The following is a 16,703-nucleotide window of genomic DNA, read 5'->3' on the forward strand; positions in this document are numbered from 1 at the left end:
CATCGTGGCGCAGCCGGGTCACGACCTGAAAACACCATGGCCTCGATCGTCAAAGCTATTGGGGACGAGGCCGATTGGGTCGAAATCGACGTGCAGGAAACCGCAGATGGCGAAGTCGTCGTCATGCACGATAGTGATTTCATGAAACTGGCAGGTGTCAACCTGACGATTTGGGACGCGACGATGGCGGACCTGGCTGATATCGACATCGGCAGTTGGTTTGATCCAGCGTATTCGGACGAACGTACACCCACGCTGCATGAGGTACTGCAAGCTGCGCGCGGTAAATCCAAGGTTCTGATCGAGTTGAAATACTACGGCCACGATGAGGAACTGGAAAACCGAGTGGTCGCGATTGTCGAAGAGCTTGGGATGCAGGATCAGATCGCGATCATGTCGCTGAAGTATCCGGCGGTGCTCAAGATGCGGGAACTGCGACCTGAATGGAGAGCGGGTGTTTTGGCAGCCACGGGTTTGGGGGATCTGACCGCGCTCGAAGGCGACTTCCTGGCCGTAAACGCAGGCATGGCCAATGTGTCCATGGTCAACGCCACCGATGCGGTGGGCAAGGATCTTTATGTCTGGACCGTGAATGATCCGCTGCAGATGTCCAAGATGATTTCGCTGGGTGTCGACGGCTTGATCACCGATGAGCCCGCGCTGGCCCATCAGGTGCTGGAGTTCCGCGCGGGCCTGACCCCCACGGAGCGCATGTTATTGTGGATGACAGAGGAACTGGGGCTGGACCTTTCGAGCGGAGACTATCGTGACGCCAGCCCGTAGCCTGTTGACCATCGCGTTCGCGGCTCTGTCTCTGCCTGCCACCGCGGATGAGAACAGTGTGACGCGCGCCTTGGAAATGCCTGCACACCGTGCCTTGATGTCGATTCGCGTTGATGCAGAGTTGAATGGATTTGAGACTGACGGTTGCTCGGGTGGTCTGTCGTATAGTTGGCGTGTGGTGGCAGGTCGTTTCCCCGACTTTGCCGAGGCGCATGATCAGAACCCACCCTGGGAAAGCTGCTGTGTCATCCATGACCGTGCCTATCACAACGCAGGCGGGGCCGAGACGGTTGACGACAGTTATGATGCACGCCTGGCCGCCGACAAGGCTTTGCAAAGCTGTGTAAAGCGCACCGGTGCGCTACGCGTGGACGAAGTTGCCGCGCATTACGAAGTCACTCCAGATACTGTAGCGGCGGCTTATGATGCCATTGCCGAGGCGATGTATCTGGCGGTGCGATTTGGTGGTGGCCCATGTTCGGGCCTGCCGTGGCGGTGGGGCTTTGGCTATCCGGGATGTACCGTTCTGGATGCTATTGGCCCTGCGCGCGAATGACGTGGTGACAGCCGCTTTCAAATCCAGTATCCAACAAAAAAATCTGACGAATAGGAAAAAACCCATGGCGGACCACAAGCACGGCGAAATGGACATCACCGATCAAACCGCAATGTACAACGCTTTCATCAAGTTCTGCACTTGGTCCTGCGTTGTCATTTTTGGCATTCTGCTGTTCCTTGCGGTTTTTGCGTCCTGATCTGATCGCGATAGAGAACGTGTTTCGTCTTGTCTTGGCTGGCGCTTTGGCGCTTGGGTTGGTCGGTTGCACCTCGGCGCGAGGTCCGCAGGCGACCGACGCTCAAATTTCAGCAGTATCTTATCGTGACCCTGGTCCCGCGACGCTGACGCTTTATACGATGATCAACAACCGGACAGGCGGTGGAGCGCACACGTCGCTCATGATCAATGCGCGTGAGCGGATCATCTTTGATCCGGCGGGATCGTTCCAAGCTGATATTGTTCCTGAGCGAAACGACGTTCTCTTCGGCATCACACCCGCAGTAGAGCAAGCCTATCGGACCTCTCATGCGCGTTCGACCCACCATGTTGTGGTGCAAGAGATCGAAGTGACGCCTCAGCAAGCTGAGACGGCCTACCAATTGGCCAAGCAAATGGGCCCGGTTCCGGGCGCGTTTTGCGCGAGTGCAACTTCGCAACTGCTCCAGCAGGTTCCGGGGTTCGAGGGAATTAAGTCGGGATTTCAGCCGACGAGATCTGTCTGATCAATTTGAGCAGATGCCGGGTGTGAAGACAGAAAGATACTACGAGAACGACGACGCTGACCTGCAAAAAGGTTTGGCCGAGAACAACGCTAAGCTGAACGCCAAGGTGGCAACAGGCGGCTGATACATTTGCATTCTTCGTGACCTGCTTACTGTGTCATGATGGTTCGAGACTCGTAACCCTCCCGCACCCGAACGATCCCGACTTCGTCGGCACCGCTAACGGCTTTGGGCTGGGCGCCGGGCAAAGCCCGGCGCGGTCCTGCTTGGGGAATCTGGTTCGCCTCAAACGTCAACCGTCGAGCGAAGCGAGGCCCGGCCCAACGAGAGGAGGTGTCCCGTCAGGGGCATTGACGACGGGCGGGAGCGCCTCAGAGTGATGGCGACGAACCGAGGCGGGTTAACCCACCAGATACAGCAGCCCGTACAGCGTTGCCGCGCCTGAAAAGATCGCGGCAATCACATTTTTGGTCATGAGCCCCACCACCAGCGCCACGGTGGCGGCGCTGGTGCGCGCCAAGTCAGGTTCTCCGCCAGTCGCGGCAGGCCAGACCACCAGCGGCGCAATCAGGGCAGGTAGGATTGCCACCGCAGTATACCGCAGATGACGCAGCAGCCATGGGGGCATCGCCCGGTCCCCCACAAAGCCGATGAACACAAAACGCAGCACAAAGCTGCCGACCGCCATGCCGACGATCACGATCCACATGGTGGTGGGGTCGATGCTGCTCATGCCTGTAACTTTCTGCGCGCCAGAATGACTTCGGCCTGCGCGCCCGCCATCATGCCGATACAACCGGCGATCAGCAGCCCCAGGTTATAGGGAACGGCTGTTGTCAACAGTGCCGCCACAATGGCCACCAAGGCTGCAATCACATGGGGCAGGGTGCGCAGCATCGGCCCCAGCATCGCCAGAAACGTGATCGGCAGTGCAAAATCCAGCGCCCAGCTGTCGGGGATCTGCGTTCCCAGAACCGCGCCCAGATAAGTACACAGATACCAAAGCGGCGCGATGGGAGAGATCGAACCAAAGAAATAGGCCATCTTTTGCGGTACCGTCATGTCCGGTTCTTTCTCGAACTGCACGGTCGAACAGGCATAAGACTGATCCACCACAAAATAGGCTGCAACGGCTCGCTGCCAGAGGGGCGCACCACCCAGGTGTGGTGTCAGCGCCGCCGAATACATCGCCACCCGCAAGTTCACCGCCAGGGCCGAAGCCAACACGATCAGGGTCGGGGTTTCCTCTTGCAACAGCTGCAATGCGGTAAATTGAGCAGCCCCCGCGAAAACCGTGGCGGTGAAGATCATGGTCTGGACAATATCCAATCCCGCTTCGGTCGCCAGCACGCCAAACAGGGTGCCAAATGGGATTGCGACCAGAACAAAAGGCGAGCCGTCGCGAAAGCCTTTCCAGTAAAAGGAATTCGATGTGGTGAATGCCATGCGGAAATCCTAAGTTAAGCGCGAAACAGGTAACTGGCTTGGGGAAGGGTTTCAATTGGCTATCTCGGACGATCTGTCGGACTATATCATCGCCCCCGATCCGGGCGCGGTGCGGTTGACCCGTGCGGTCGAGGGGTTTGACCAAAATGGTCAAGCGACTGAGATTTCCGTGGTCGAGGAACGCCCCCTGACCATCTTCCTCAACAGTCAGGAAATCGTCACTGCGATGACCATTGGGGATTATCCTGAGTATCTGGCGCTTGGGTTCCTGCGCAATCAGGGCATGCTGCTGCCCGACGATGTGATCACCGGTACCGATTATGATGACGATCTTGAAACCGTTGTGGTGCGCACCGAGCGTGAAACGTCTTACGAAGAAAAGCTCAAGAAAAAGACCCGCACCTCTGGTTGCGCTGTTGGCACCGTTTTTGGCGACATGATGGAAGGGCTCGAGGACGTTCGCCTGCCTGCCGTTCAGGTGCGCACATCGTGGCTCTATGATCTGTCGGGTAAGATTAACCGCACCCCGTCGCTTTACCTTGAGGCCGGTGCGATCCACGGCACCGTGCTGTGCCGTGAGAACCGACCGCTGGTCTATATGGAGGACGTGGGCCGCCACAACGCGGTCGACAAGATCGCTGGCTGGATGCTGTCGACGGGTGAGCAGGCGTCGGACAAGATCCTCTACACCACTGGTCGGCTTACCTCCGAGATGGTTATCAAGACCGCGATGATGGGTATTCCCGTGCTGGCATCCCGCTCGGGCTTCACCGCACTGGGGCGTTGAAATCGCGCGTGAGGTCGGGTTGACCCTGATCGGCCGGATGCGCGGACAGCGGTTTGTGTGTCTATCCGGCGAGGATCGTTTGATGCGCGACGTTGATCCCGCCAGTGTGCCGGTTGAGGATAGAAAACACCGCAGAAAAAGCGCGGGAGCGTAGAACATGATGCAACCTCTCGGAGTGATCCTGGCCGGTGGTCAAGCCCGTCGGATGGGCGGCGGCGACAAGGGCGCGTTGATTCTGGGCGGGCGCAGCCTGCTGGATCGGGTGATCGACCGGCTGGGGCCGCAGGTTGAGCGATTGGTGCTGAATGCCAATGGCGATTCGCAGCGGTTTGTCGAATACGGCTTGCCGGTGGTCCCGGATACTTTGGCTGACTATCCGGGACCACTCGCAGGTGTTCTGGCGGGTATGGAATATGCCGCCGATCAGGGCTTTTCCCACATTGTTACCGCCGCCGCCGACACGCCGTTTTTTCCCACCGACCTGACCGAGCGTCTGACCCGGGCCGCCGAACGCGCAAGCACACCGATTGCTTTGGCCGCGACGCAGGAAGAGGGGCGGATGAACCGGCACCCCACCTTTGGCCTTTGGCCTGTCGCCTTGCGTGCGGATCTGCGTGCCTCGCTTGAGGATGGGTTGCGCAAGGTGGTGCTCTGGACGGACAAACACGGTGCGGCCTCGGCTCCTTTTGACGACAACGCTTTTTTTAACATCAACACGCCCGCCGACCTGGCCCAGGCCGAGACGATGCTATGAAGATCTATGGCGTCACGGGGTGGAAAAATTCGGGAAAAACCGGATTGATGGAGCGGCTGGTCACTGAGTTCACCGCCCGTGGGCTGAGCGTTTCAACCATCAAACATTCGCACCACAGTGCGGATGTAGATCATCCTGGCACCGACAGCTACCGGCATCGCCAGGCAGGCGCGCAAGAGGTGGTGCTGGCCTCGTCCGTGCGGGTCGCAATCATGCAAGAGTTGCAAGGCGCGCCCGAACCGGCTTTGGCTGATTTGCTGGTCCGTATTCGTCCCGTTGATCTGGTATTGATCGAAGGGTACAAGCGCGAAACTCACCCAAAAATCGAGGCTTTTCGCTTGGCTTCAGGCCAGGAACTGATCGCACCAAATGATCCAACAATCCGGGCGGTGGCTAGTGATACGAAACTGGATTTGAACCAGCCCGTTTTCGATTTGGACGCGACGAGCGAGATCGCCGATTTCATTGCCGCCGAGGTTGGTTTGTGACCCAATTTGTGTCCTTTGCCATGGTGGACTGGTCCGGGGGCAATGACACCGGGCCTCGACCGCGCAAGGATGCAATTTGGGCCTGTGTAGCGCGACAAGGAGCAGTCCAAGAACCAGTTTATTTGCGCAATCGTGGTATGGCAGAAGCCTGGCTGCAAGAGTTGATCGAGCAGGAATATGCCGCTGAGCGTCGGCTGCTGATCGGGTTCGATTTTCCATTTGGGTACCCAAGGGGCTTTGCGCGAGCGATGACGGGGTCTGATGATCCGCTTAAACTGTGGGAGTGGTTTGAGGCGCGGGTTGAGGATGAGCCGACCCAAAACAACCGGTTCGATCTGGCAGGGCAGATAAATGTGTCTTTGGGTGGGCGGGGACCTTTTTGGGCCAACGCTCTCAAGAGGGAAATTCCCGGGTTGCCGCGTACCAAGGCCAGCTATCGCAACCCCTTTCAAGACCGGCGCGATGTGGAGCATTTGGCAAAGGGCAGCTTCACTTGTTGGCAGTTGGCCGGTGCGGGCGCTGTGGGCAGTCAGGTCATCATGGGTCTCCCTGTTCTGGAGCGGCTGCGTCGGGCGAATGCTGACAAGATAGCCGTCTGGCCTTATGAAACGCTGGATAAACCAATTGCCTTTGTCGAAATTTGGCCCTCGATGACGGCTGGGCCCGCACCGGACGGTTGGATAAAGGATGCATGGCAAGTGCATCAGTTGGCGACGCAATTGTCAGCAATGTCAGTTGATGAGCTAAATCAAAAACTTGATGCTCCGGTCGGAGAGGAAGGGTGGATCATGGGAGTTGAGAATACCAATACTGACCTCTTGCCGCCGAAATTGAGCAATGATTGCTTTGCCTTACCTGCAGGTGTCCATTGGACCCCGGTCGACGAAGCACTGGATCTTCTGCGTCAACGTCTTTCGCCTGTGACACTTGTTGAAACCGTTGGGGTTGGCGAATGTCTGGGGCGGGTTTTGGCGTCGGATGTTGCCGCGCTTCGATCCAATCCGCCGCAACCAAATTCGGCCGTGGATGGATATGGGTTCGCTGGCGCAGTTCCCGATGGAGATCATGTTGTACCCCTTGTGAGGGGGCGAGCCGCCGCCGGAGTCCCGTTTGAGGGAAACGTGCCCAAAGGAAAAGCCATCCGGGTGCTGACCGGTGCTTCGCTACCCGATGGTGTGGATACGGTCATACTGGAAGAAGACGTCAACTCGGACGGGGCGCAGATTGCATTTCGAGGTCCCCTCAAAGAAGGAGCCAATGCGCGAAAGGCTGGAGAAGACGTCGTGGAAGGACAGGTAGTGCTGACAGCAGGTCGGGTGCTCACACCTGCCGATATGGCATTGATGTCCGCAGTTGGAGTTGCCAGTGTTTTGGTGCGTAAACCGCTGCGCGTGGCGGTGATATCCACCGGGGATGAATTGGTGAACCCGGGGATGGCTGCAGGGCCAGGGCAAATTTTTGACGCAAACCGGCCGATGCTACTGGCGATGGTTGCCCGATTTGGCGGGGTGCCTGTCGATATGGGGCAGGTTGCTGACAATCGCGAGGCACTGCGGGCCTGTCTTGACGATGCCGCCGACCGGGCGGATGTTATTTTGACAAGTGGCGGTGCATCAGCCGGGGACGAGGACCACGTTTCTGCCCTGCTCAACGAAGCAGGCGCAATGCAACAGTGGCGTATCGCAGTCAAGCCAGGGCGCCCGATGGCCTTGGGCCTTTGGAATGAGACGCCGGTTTTTGGCCTGCCGGGAAATCCGGTGGCCGCCATGGTTTGCACTTTGATCTTTGCCCGTCCTGCGATGGGGCTTTTGGCCGGTGAGAATTGGAAGGAACCGCTGGGGTTCGATTTGCTTAGCTGCATTTGAAAAGCGAAAGAAGCCAGGACGAAGAGAATACCTCAGAGGTCGCATTCGCGACGGACAGGTCGAGGCGTTCAAATCGGAAGGTTCAGGACGTATCAGTGGTTTGAGCTGGGCTGACGGTTTGATCGAGATCGACGACGGAGAACGCCACATCCAGACCGGAGATCTGGTGAGGTTTATCCCATTCGCCAGCTTTGGCCTATGACCGAACTTGGTGTGACAAAAACGGTTCAGGACCAATGAGCATTGGTTGAAACACTTCCACTATTGGATCGGGTGCCTTGCTGCCGCGCGGCAAGCGCCATTTCGGAAACGGAGAGTGTACGAAGTCGATGTCACCGGGCGCGCGTCAGTACAGGGCCCATCGCGAAAATCAACTCTACTCCGATTGAGGTCAGTCGAAAGTGCCAGCTACGCGGCCCAACAGCATGAAGGCGCGAGCTGTTCGTGTGTCCCCAAGCGCCGAAATCTCTGCGTCATCAGCTTCGGCCTCAAACTCGGTGAACATCTGATCAAACTTGCGCAGGAAGTGGTGCGCCGCATCTCTGAAGATCGGGTCTTGTTTCATGCGGCTAGGCCGTGAGGGCAAGTGATGACCGGTCACGCACCCCACCAAGTGCAGCCACCGCTCGACCCCGTGCACCGTGCGCAAACTGACGCCATACTTCGGGGCGGGCCATATCTGGGCGCAAATCGTCCATGTAGATGCCGTCTTGGGATAGCAACGTCAGAACATCTTGGGCGGCCTGGATCAGTTGGGCCGCTTTTCGGTCTTTGAGGGCGCGCCTCAAAGCTGCAAAGCCTTCAGTGTCTTCGGCTGTTTCGGGAAAGTTCAGGGCACGGATGAAATCATTGGACGGCAGCGGGGGCGACAAAGCTTCGGCCGGTGTCCCGAGTTCCAGTGAACCTTGATCGCCACCTTCACCTGAGGGCACGACCTGCGAGGGGGCTGCTGGTCGAGCGTTGTCCCGGCGTTTTGTCGAAAAAGTGGCCAAGGCAGTTTCCGTTTTACGGGCCGTTTCCGCAATCTCGTCCAGTTTTTTGGCGACCGAAGGTTCCTGATTGACCGAAGCGCGCTGTTGCTGCGTCACATAAGCGTGCCGTATGGCGTCAATGGCCGCCTGAAGGCGCTGACTTTCTTCGCGCATTACGCGGCTCGATTTAGCGGCTGTGGCAGCCACCCAGATCATCGCCACCGGCATAAATACGGCTAGCATCGCAACAAGGTACCCGATGGCGCCGAATTGCTCGCCAAATGCGGGGCCAAACACAAAGAAAGCCACTGCTCCGCCGAGCCACAGCACGCTAAGGGCAATGGCTGCCAATTCAATACCCGTAATAGCCGATTGCCTGGGCTTATCGTAGATGCCAAGCGGCGTGGGGCGTGCAGAATCTGGGTCAGGCGATGGGCCAGACATGGGCGTCAATCCGTCAGGAGTACTGGATATTCAAGACCTCGTAAGACCGTACACCACCCGGTGTGCGGACCTCAACGCTGTCGCCTTCGTCTTTGCCGATAAGCGCGCGCGCGATCGGCGACTTGATGTTCAAAAGACCTTTTTCGATGTTGGCTTCATGTTCGCCAACAATTTGCCAAGTCTTTTCCTCGTCGGTGTCCTCGTCCACCAAAGTGACCTTGGCGCCGAACTTGATGGTTCCGTTCAGTTTGGCGGGGTCGATGACCTCGGCCAGAGACAGAACGCCTTCCAGCTCTTTGATACGCCCTTCGATGAAACCCTGCTTTTCGCGGGCCGAATGGTATTCGGCGTTTTCCTTCAGGTCGCCCAATTCGCGCGCCGAGGCGATGGCCTCGATGATGGCGGGGCGTTCAACGGATTTCAGGTGCTTCAGCTCGGTTTCGAGCGCGGCGAACCCCGTCGGGGTCATTGGGATCTTTTCCATCGGCAACCGGTCCACATAAAATAGGTGTCGCCCCGCCGCGTTGAAAGCGCCGGGGCGACTGTTTGGGTTGAAGGATACCTGACCCAAACCAGAGGCAGATTGCAAGAGGAGTCGTTGGCCTGGATGCGCAAATCACTGCCTATTTCCGCTTTGAGGATGCAGGTCCTGGTCGTTGACGTCGATCAACGTGTCTTTCGTTGCGCCAGCGATCTGGCGGAACATTCAGCCAAAGCATCTCAATCATAATGGACCACCTCGAATTCTATGTCGTTGTCATCGTGGAAATAGAACCGTCGTCCCGGTTCATAGTCATGGTGTTCACCCGGTTTGAAACCTGCTTCCCTGACCAGCACCTCGGTGGCCTCAAAGTCGTCAACCACAACAGCCACGTGGTTTAGGCCTCCGAGAAAGTCATAGGACTCCTGATCCGGTTTTTGCAGCGGCTGCGTCGAAGGCGGACGGTAGAGCGCCAGATAGGTGTCCGCATTGCCGACATGGACGGTGTACCCGCCAGAGATCGCTTCGCCCTCCCACCGGGTGTGCCAGCCAAACACCTTGTGCATCCATGCGGCGGTGGCATGCGGGTCTGCAACAGTGAAATTGGTGTGTTCTAAGGTGGCGGTCATCTGCTCAATTCCTTTGCGTCTGAGTTGATCTTGAGATAGCGTAATTTCTAAACCTAACTTTAGGTCAAGCTATTTTTGATGAGGTGTCATGCCAGTATCAGACGGGTTGCCAATCGGGGCATTGGCCGAGCGTACGGGACTGGCCGTTTCGGCCATCCGATACTACGAGGATCAAGGGTTGATCTCGCCTTGGCGAAACCCGGGCGGGCAGAGACGTTATCAGCGTGCCGACATCCGGCGGCTGAGTTTTGTGATGATCGCGCAGCAATTCGGTCTGTCCTTGCCTGAAATCCGTGAGGTGTTGAGTGGGTTGCCGGGCAACCGCACTCCGACCAAAGCGGACTGGAACCGGATCAGCAAAGGACTGCGCAAACATCTGGACGCACGAATCAGCACATTGCTGCGATTGCGTGACAATTTGGACGGATGCATCGGTTGCGGTTGCCTGAGTTTGCCCAACTGCAAACTCTATAACCCCGAAGACCGGGCAAAAAAGGGCGGAAGCGGCCCAAGGTACCTGATGGGCGACACACCGGACACATGATTGCCGCGATGCAGCATGTGACGCTCAGTTTTATTTGACCTTAGGGGCCCCCAAAGGGTAATCACCCACGAAACAAAATTGCGCCCAAAGGGGCCACTAGCGAAAAGATAGCCAAGGAGCGCCACCAAATGGCCGAGATTGAACGCGAAGCGATGGAATATGACGTTGTGATCGTCGGTGCGGGCCCTGCGGGTCTGTCGGCGGCCATTCGTCTAAAACAGCTGGACGCAGACCTGAACGTCGTTGTTCTGGAAAAAGGTTCGGAAGTTGGCGCGCATATCCTGTCGGGCGCGGTTCTGGATCCTTGCGGCCTGGACGCTCTGATCCCGGATTGGAAAGAAAAGGGCGCGCCCCTGACCGTTCCGGTCAAGGAAGACAACTTTTACATGCTGGGCGAAGCCGGTCAGATCCGCATCCCCAACTTCCCCATGCCGCCGCTGATGAACAACCACGGCAACTACATCGTGTCGATGGGCAACGTCTGCCGCTGGATGGCCGAGCAAGCCGAAGAGCTGGGCGTCGAAATCTTCCCGGGCATGGCATGCTCGGAGCTGGTTTATGGTGACAACGGCGAAGTCAAAGGCGTCGTCGCGGGCGTCTTTGGTCTGGAGCAGGATGGCTCTTACGGTCCCGACACCGAGCCGGGGATGGAGCTGCACGGCAAATACGTCTTCCTGTCCGAAGGTGTCCGCGGCTCGCTGGCCAAGGAAGTCATCGCCAAATACGACCTGCAGGCCGGTAAAGAGCCGCAGAAGTTCGGTGTGGGCATGAAAGAGATCTGGGAAGTCGATCCGGCCAAGCACAAAGAAGGCACTGTGACCCACACCATGGGCTGGCCTTTGGGGTCGAACGCCGGTGGTGGGTCGTTCATCTATCATCTGGACAACAATCAGGTTTACGTCGGTTTCGTGGTTCACCTGAACTACAAGAACCCGCACCTGTTCCCTTACATGGAATTCCAGCGCTTCAAGCATCACCCCGTCGTGGCCGACCTCCTTAAGGGCGGCAAGCGCGTGGCCTATGGCGCGCGTGCGATCACCGAAGGCGGTTATCAGTCGATGCCCAAGATGGTGGCACCGGGTGTGGCATTGCTGGGTTGTTCGGTCGGCATGGTCAACGTGCCGCGCATCAAGGGCAACCACAATGCGATGCTGTCGGGCAAAGCCGCAGCCGAGGCCGCCTTTGACGCGATCAAGGCAGACCGTTCGGGCGACGAGCTGTCCGATTACGAGGTCGAAGTGCGCACCGGCCCGATTGGCAAGGACCTGAAGAAGGTTCGCAACGTCAAACCGATCTGGTCCAAGTGGGGCCTGACCGCGTCGCTGATGCTGGGTGGCCTGGACATGTGGACCAACACGCTTGGTTTCTCGCTGTTTGGGACCGTGAGCCATGGCAAGAACGATGCGGAATCGACTGGCAAGGCGTCGGACTACCAGCCGATCGATTACCCCAAGCCCGATGGCAAGCTGTCGTTTGACCGTCTGACCAACGTGTCCTTTGCAGCCACCAACCACGAAGAAAGCCAGCCCTGCCATCTGCGCCTGGCCGACCCGAACTTGCCGATCAATGTGAACCTGCCTCAGTTCGATGAACCGGCGCAGCGCTATTGCCCGGCCGGCGTGTATGAAGTTGTTGAAAAGGACGGTAAGCCGGACTTTGTGGTGAACTTCCAGAACTGCGTACACTGCAAAACTTGCGACATCAAAGACCCCAGCCAGAACATCACTTGGGTCACACCTCAGGGTGGCGACGGTCCGAACTATCCCAACATGTGATCTTTTCTGACAAGAGACATGAGAACGCCGGGTGCCCAAAGCGCTCGGCGTTTTTGTCTTGATCTAAAGTACGCTTGAGCCCCTAGAGTGTGCCCTGCATCTAGGGCTGAAGGCGGAGGTAGGCCGTGAAACCGGATACTCTTGGGATCTATGAGACGCATCTCCCCGTACGCGACCTTGAGCGGTCGATCAGTTTTTACCGCGACAAAATCGGGCTGGAGCTGGCCAAATTTCTGCCAGAACGTCAGGTTGCGTTTTTCTGGGTGGGTGGCAAGGAAAAGGGGATGTTGGGTTTATGGCAGTCTGGCGCAGGACCTTTGAACATGACCCTGCATTTTGCTTTTCGATGCAGTGTGGATGCGGTGATGTCCGGTTGTGCGCGGTTGGAGGGCAAGGGCATTCAATCCTTAGGATTTCACGGTGAGCCGGTGTCAGAGCCGGTCGTGATCGGCTGGATGCCTGCTGCGTCGCTCTACTTCAAAGATCCAGACGGACATTCGATCGAGATGTTGGCCGTGTTGCCGGATGATCCTGATCCTGGATTTGGCGTACAGAGCCATTCAGCGTGGTCGGAGCGGTGAAACCGCCTTCCGGATGGGTAGGAAGCTCGAAAGCCCTCTCGCCCGTCGTCGATGTCCTGGCGAGGCATCTTCTCTGGTTGGGCTATGCGCGGCGCGCCTTTGCGTACTCGGCAAATGGCACTGACAAAACCCAAGCAACAGGCGGGTCTCCCTCAGCACTGTCTGGTGCTACCGATAGTGTCTTTCACCTATGGGACGAGCGTCCTGACGATCGGCTGTATATGAGCAAGAATCTGTAGCTGTCTGGCATGTGAAGCGGACCACCATTGCCTCTGGTGACACTAAGCCCTAGCTTATGCGGGAGCATATGAGAAAAGGCAGGCTTTTGGTGTATTCCCTCGTTCGTACCGCGGCGGCGGCCGTACTGGCAGTTTCTTTGACTTTGCCATCAACTGGTTGGACACAATCGGGTGCGGGGTCATACTTGGCCGGACGGCAAGCCATATATGACAGTAACTTTGCGGCGTCTGCCAAATACTACACTCAGGCCTTGATGAAGGACCCTCAGAACCCGTTTCTGATGGAAAATGCCATCCTCTCACAATTGGCTCTGGGAGAGATTGAGCGGGCTTTACCCATTGCACAAACCCTTGAGGGATTGGGTTTGAGCAGTCAGATGGCATCAATGGCTGTCATAGCCAATCTGGTCGCAGACGAAGCCTATGACGAAATTTTGAGCAGACTGGTCGGCGAGCAAACGATCAGCCCCCTGGTAGATGGCCTTCTTATCGGATGGGCCCATATGGGGGCAGGGTCTGTCGGCAAAGCCCTAGCACATTTCGATAAACTGGGAGATGAGGCTGGATTGCGCGGTTTCGCTCTTTACCACAAGGCGATGGCGCTGGCATCGGTCGGTGACTTCGAAGGGGCAGATGCCATATTCTCCGGCGAAGACGGTCAGCAGGCATCGTTGACGCGCCGGGCAATTCTGGCAAACGTAGAAATCCTGTCGCAATTGGGGCGCAACAACGATGCGCTAGAACTGATGGCCGAAGCTTTTGCCGGTCGGTTCGATCCTGGTCTGACCGAAGTAGCCGACACCCTTGCGCAGGGCGAGACCCTACCGTTTGTTCAGGTCCGCTCAGTGCGTGATGGCATAGCCGAGGTGTTTTTTACAATTGGCGCAGCCTTGAGTGGCGAAGCTTCAGACGACTACGCATTGATCTATGCCCGTTTGGCTGGTTTTTTGCGACCCGATCACAATGACGCGCTATTACTCAGTGCTGGATTACTGGAAAATCTTGGGCAATATGACTTGTCCGTCGACACTTATAAGAAAATCCCGGAAAGTAACCCCGATCACTTCGCAGCGGAACTTGGTCGAGCTGAGGCATTGCGGCGCGCGGCCAAGCCGGATGCTGCAATCGAAGTTCTCGAGCAGTTGACACGCGAGTTTCCGACGCTGCCTGCTGTTCATTCAGCGTTAGGTGACCTGCTTCGTCAGCAAGAAGACTATGTCAACGCAGTCGAGGCCTATGACAAAGCGTTGGAATATACAGATGAAGAGGCCGCGAACCGTTGGTTCCTCCTCTATGCCCGCGGTATCAGCCACGAGCGTCTGAAACAGTGGCCACAGGCTGAAGGGGATTTTCGAACCGCCCTGGAACTGGAACCGGACCAACCTCAAGTGTTGAACTACCTGGGGTATTCGCTTGTCGAAAAGAAACAAAAACTGGATGAAGCACTATCAATGATTGAGCGCGCCGTCGCTGCGCGTCCGGATAGTGGGTATATTGTTGATAGCCTGGGTTGGGTTTTGTTCCGTTTAGGGCGCTATGATGAGGCCGTTGGCCACATGGAGCGAGCTGTTGAGCTTATGCCGATTGACCCTGTAGTGAATGACCATCTTGGGGATGTTTACTGGGCTGTCGGACGAAATCGCGAAGCTCAGTTTCAGTGGAGCAGGGCTCTCTCTTTCATCGACCCAGAGGATACGGACAGTGAGGCCGACCCGGAGCGGATACGTCGCAAACTGGAAGTTGGGTTGGACGAAGTGCTTGCCGAAGAAGGTGCAGACCCGCTCAAGGTTGCAAACGATGGCTGAGGGGCTAGCCCCGGCCAAGGTAAATCTGTCTCTACATGTAAGCGGCCAGCGAGAAGACGGTTATCACCTGCTAGATTCGATCGTTGTGTTCGCTGATTTCGGAGATCGCCTGAGCCTGACGCCCGGCAACGCCATGTCCTTGGTCGTCGGCGGCCCATTCTCAGCCGGAGTTCCGACAGATCACGGCAATCTAGTCTGGCGCGCGCTCGAAAAGGTCGGATGGTCTGGCAACGTTGATCTGCACAAGGCCCTGCCTCATGGTGCAGGGATCGGAGGTGGCTCGTCGGATGCCGCCAAAGCGCTGCAATTGCTGGCGGATCAAGGCGTCCAAATTCCTGACGGGTTGCCGCTCTCTTTGGGTGCGGATGTCCCGGTTTGTATGCATGCAAAGGCGGCGCGAATGCAGGGGATTGGCGAGCGCATCACGCCGCTGAACATGCTCGGCGCTTCCGGCGCTATTGATCAATCCTGGCGTGGCCGTTCCCACGGGAGCAGTGTTTTCGGGGCTCGAGAGTCGTGAAAATGCGCCGATGCCGGATCATGTTCCAGAGTTTGCTGGGGCTGAGGACTGTGCCGAATGGCTGTTGAACCAACGCAACGATCTAGAGCCGCCAGCCATTAAGGTCGCATCTGTAATCGAGCGTGTCCTGACGGACCTGCGAAATACGCGCAGTGTTCTAATGGCACGAATGTCGGGATCAGGATCAACCTGCGTTGCGCTCTATCCCACAATGAAGGCCGCGCATTTCGCGGCCTATGTCATTGGCGCCGAGCATCCCGATTGGTGGTGCATCGCAACCGAACTTAGTTGAGGCGCGACACCACGTAATCGGCCAGATCGCGCAGCATGGTGCGGATCTCATGGTCGGGCAGTGCATCCAACGCTGTCTTGGCCTTGGCCGCCCAGCCGTTGGCGTCATCGCGGGTAGCGTCCAACGTGCCATATTTGGCCATCAGCGCCATCGCGTGTTCCAGATCGCCCTCTTCCTGGCGACCTTTTTCGATGGTGCGTTCCCAGAATGCACGTTCGTCTGGAGTGGCCTGAGCCACGGCCTTGATCACTGGCAGGGTCAGCTTGCGTTCGCGGAAATCGTCGCCAACGTTCTTGCCGGTGGCCTTGCTGTCGCCTTGGTAATCTAACAGGTCATCCGCGATCTGAAAGGCGATGCCAAGCGCGTCGCCATAGTCATAAAGCGCCTGCACCTGTTCGTCGGAAGCGTCCGCGATTACGCCGCCCACCTGAGTGGCGGCGGAGAACAGTGCAGCTGTTTTGCCGCGCACAACTTGCAGATAGATGCCCTCGTCCGTTTTCAGGTCGGTCGCAGCGGTCATCTGCAGGACTTCACCCTCGGCAATCGTGGCCGATGCATTGGCGAGGATGTCCAGAACCTGCAACGAGCCGGTTTCGACCATCAGCTGGAAGCTGCGCGAAAACAGATAATCGCCCACCAGTACCGAGCTTTTGTTGTCCCACAGCAGATTTGCGGTGGGGCGGCCTCGGCGCTGCGCGCTTTCGTCCACCACATCGTCATGCAACAGGGTAGCGGTGTGAATGAATTCCACGGTGGCGGCCAGGCGCAGATGGTGCTCGCCCTGATACCCACACATACGCGCTGCAGCGAGCGTCAGCATCGGGCGCAATCGCTTGCCGCCGGCACTGACGAGATGTGCCGTCACTTCGGGGATGCGGGGTGCATGTTCCGATGCCATCCGGGTTTGGATCAGCTCGTTGACTGCGGCCATTTCACCGGCCAGCGTCGCGGCCAGTTGCTCATGAGGTTTCGAGACGGTGCTGATATTCATCACACTCCTGCTACAAGGGTCGACATA

At 57.6% G+C, this 16,703-nt stretch carries 14 protein-coding genes and 5 pseudogenes; 13 read left to right on the top strand and 6 right to left on the bottom strand.

Going from position 1 to position 16,703, the window contains the following annotated elements; translation table 11 throughout:
* The first annotated feature begins 36 nt into the window (after positions 1-36).
* From ACZ1HE_RS04950 to ACZ1HE_RS04965, 4 genes and pseudogenes are all read left to right on the top strand, one after another.
* Positions 37-783 carry a glycerophosphodiester phosphodiesterase family protein gene (locus ACZ1HE_RS04950; RefSeq protein ID WP_472624365.1) on the top strand — a complete coding sequence of 249 codons (747 nt, stop codon included), beginning with the start codon at positions 37-39 and terminating at the stop codon, positions 781-783.
* Positions 767-1,339 (top strand): hypothetical protein, encoded by a 573-nt coding sequence (locus ACZ1HE_RS04955; protein WP_472619805.1) that lies wholly within the window; start codon positions 767-769, stop codon positions 1,337-1,339. The genes ACZ1HE_RS04950 and ACZ1HE_RS04955 overlap by 17 nt, the downstream gene beginning before the upstream one ends.
* 64 nt (positions 1,340-1,403) lie before the next feature.
* Entirely contained in the window at positions 1,404-1,538 is a 135-nt protein-coding gene (locus tag ACZ1HE_RS04960) for an aa3-type cytochrome c oxidase subunit IV (RefSeq protein WP_085797357.1), read from the top strand.
* 19 nt (positions 1,539-1,557) lie between these two features.
* Positions 1,558-2,188, top strand: a pseudogene (locus tag ACZ1HE_RS04965) (hypothetical protein).
* A 276-nt stretch (positions 2,189-2,464) separates the two neighbouring features.
* On the opposite strand, the gene ACZ1HE_RS04970 reads toward ACZ1HE_RS04965, so the two are convergent.
* Positions 2,465-2,797 (bottom strand): AzlD domain-containing protein, encoded by a 333-nt coding sequence (locus tag ACZ1HE_RS04970; RefSeq protein WP_472619806.1) that lies wholly within the window; start codon positions 2,795-2,797, stop codon positions 2,465-2,467.
* Positions 2,794-3,510: an AzlC family ABC transporter permease gene (locus ACZ1HE_RS04975; protein WP_472619807.1), complete on the bottom strand. Its 717-nt coding sequence runs from the start codon at positions 3,508-3,510 to the stop codon at positions 2,794-2,796. The genes ACZ1HE_RS04970 and ACZ1HE_RS04975 overlap by 4 nt, the downstream gene beginning before the upstream one ends.
* Before the next feature lie 55 nt (positions 3,511-3,565).
* Between ACZ1HE_RS04975 and ACZ1HE_RS04980 the strand changes: the two are divergent.
* From ACZ1HE_RS04980 to ACZ1HE_RS04995, 4 genes and pseudogenes are all read left to right on the top strand, one after another.
* Positions 3,566-4,451 (top strand): annotated as a pseudogene (locus tag ACZ1HE_RS04980) (formate dehydrogenase accessory sulfurtransferase FdhD).
* A 3-nt stretch (positions 4,452-4,454) separates the two neighbouring features.
* On the top strand, positions 4,455-5,051 hold the full coding sequence (gene mobA, locus ACZ1HE_RS04985) for a molybdenum cofactor guanylyltransferase MobA (protein WP_472619808.1): 597 nt from the start codon (positions 4,455-4,457) through the stop codon (positions 5,049-5,051).
* Complete coding sequence (gene mobB, locus ACZ1HE_RS04990; protein ID WP_472619809.1) at positions 5,048-5,539, top strand: molybdopterin-guanine dinucleotide biosynthesis protein B; 492 nt, start codon at positions 5,048-5,050, stop codon at positions 5,537-5,539. Before mobA ends, mobB begins: the two co-directional genes overlap by 4 nt.
* 788 nt (positions 5,540-6,327) lie before the next feature.
* A pseudogene (locus tag ACZ1HE_RS04995) lies at positions 6,328-7,606 on the top strand (molybdenum cofactor synthesis domain-containing protein).
* Between the two features lie 189 nt (positions 7,607-7,795).
* Here the strand turns inward: ACZ1HE_RS04995 and ACZ1HE_RS05000 are convergent.
* The 3 genes and pseudogenes from ACZ1HE_RS05000 to ACZ1HE_RS05010 form a co-directional block, all read right to left on the bottom strand.
* Positions 7,796-8,819, bottom strand: a pseudogene (locus ACZ1HE_RS05000) (hypothetical protein).
* Positions 8,820-8,832: 13 nt separating this feature from the next.
* On the bottom strand, positions 8,833-9,303 hold the full coding sequence (greA, locus tag ACZ1HE_RS05005) for a transcription elongation factor GreA (RefSeq protein ID WP_472619810.1): 471 nt from the start codon (positions 9,301-9,303) through the stop codon (positions 8,833-8,835).
* 236 nt (positions 9,304-9,539) lie between these two features.
* Positions 9,540-9,929, bottom strand: a complete 390-nt coding sequence (locus tag ACZ1HE_RS05010; protein WP_472619811.1) for a VOC family protein — start codon at positions 9,927-9,929, stop codon at positions 9,540-9,542.
* 88 nt (positions 9,930-10,017) lie between these two features.
* Between ACZ1HE_RS05010 and soxR the strand changes: the two genes are divergently transcribed.
* The 5 genes and pseudogenes from soxR to ACZ1HE_RS05035 all read left to right on the top strand — a co-directional run bounded on the left by soxR (position 10,018) and on the right by ACZ1HE_RS05035 (position 15,685).
* Positions 10,018-10,473 carry a redox-sensitive transcriptional activator SoxR gene (gene soxR / locus ACZ1HE_RS05015; protein WP_472619812.1) on the top strand — a complete coding sequence of 152 codons (456 nt, stop codon included), beginning with the start codon at positions 10,018-10,020 and terminating at the stop codon, positions 10,471-10,473.
* 128 nt (positions 10,474-10,601) lie between these two features.
* The gene (locus tag ACZ1HE_RS05020; RefSeq protein ID WP_472619813.1) at positions 10,602-12,248 is read left to right on the top strand and encodes an electron transfer flavoprotein-ubiquinone oxidoreductase; all 1,647 of its coding nucleotides are present in this window, start codon (positions 10,602-10,604) and stop codon (positions 12,246-12,248) included.
* Between the two features lie 125 nt (positions 12,249-12,373).
* The gene (locus tag ACZ1HE_RS05025; RefSeq protein WP_472619814.1) at positions 12,374-12,829 is read left to right on the top strand and encodes a VOC family protein; all 456 of its coding nucleotides are present in this window, start codon (positions 12,374-12,376) and stop codon (positions 12,827-12,829) included.
* Positions 12,830-13,136: 307 nt separating this feature from the next.
* Entirely contained in the window at positions 13,137-14,873 is a 1,737-nt protein-coding gene (locus ACZ1HE_RS05030) for a tetratricopeptide repeat protein (protein ID WP_472619815.1), read from the top strand.
* Positions 14,866-15,685 (top strand): annotated as a pseudogene (locus ACZ1HE_RS05035) (4-(cytidine 5'-diphospho)-2-C-methyl-D-erythritol kinase). The gene ACZ1HE_RS05030 and the pseudogene ACZ1HE_RS05035 overlap by 8 nt, the downstream one beginning before the upstream one ends.
* Here ACZ1HE_RS05035 and ACZ1HE_RS05040 read toward each other — a convergent pair.
* Complete coding sequence (locus ACZ1HE_RS05040; RefSeq protein WP_472619816.1) at positions 15,678-16,676, bottom strand: polyprenyl synthetase family protein; 999 nt, start codon at positions 16,674-16,676, stop codon at positions 15,678-15,680. The pseudogene ACZ1HE_RS05035 and the gene ACZ1HE_RS05040 sit on opposite strands and share 8 nt — an antisense overlap.
* Positions 16,677-16,703: the final 27 nt, after the last annotated feature.

Source organism: Falsiruegeria sp. JB4-1 (assembly GCF_055693495.1).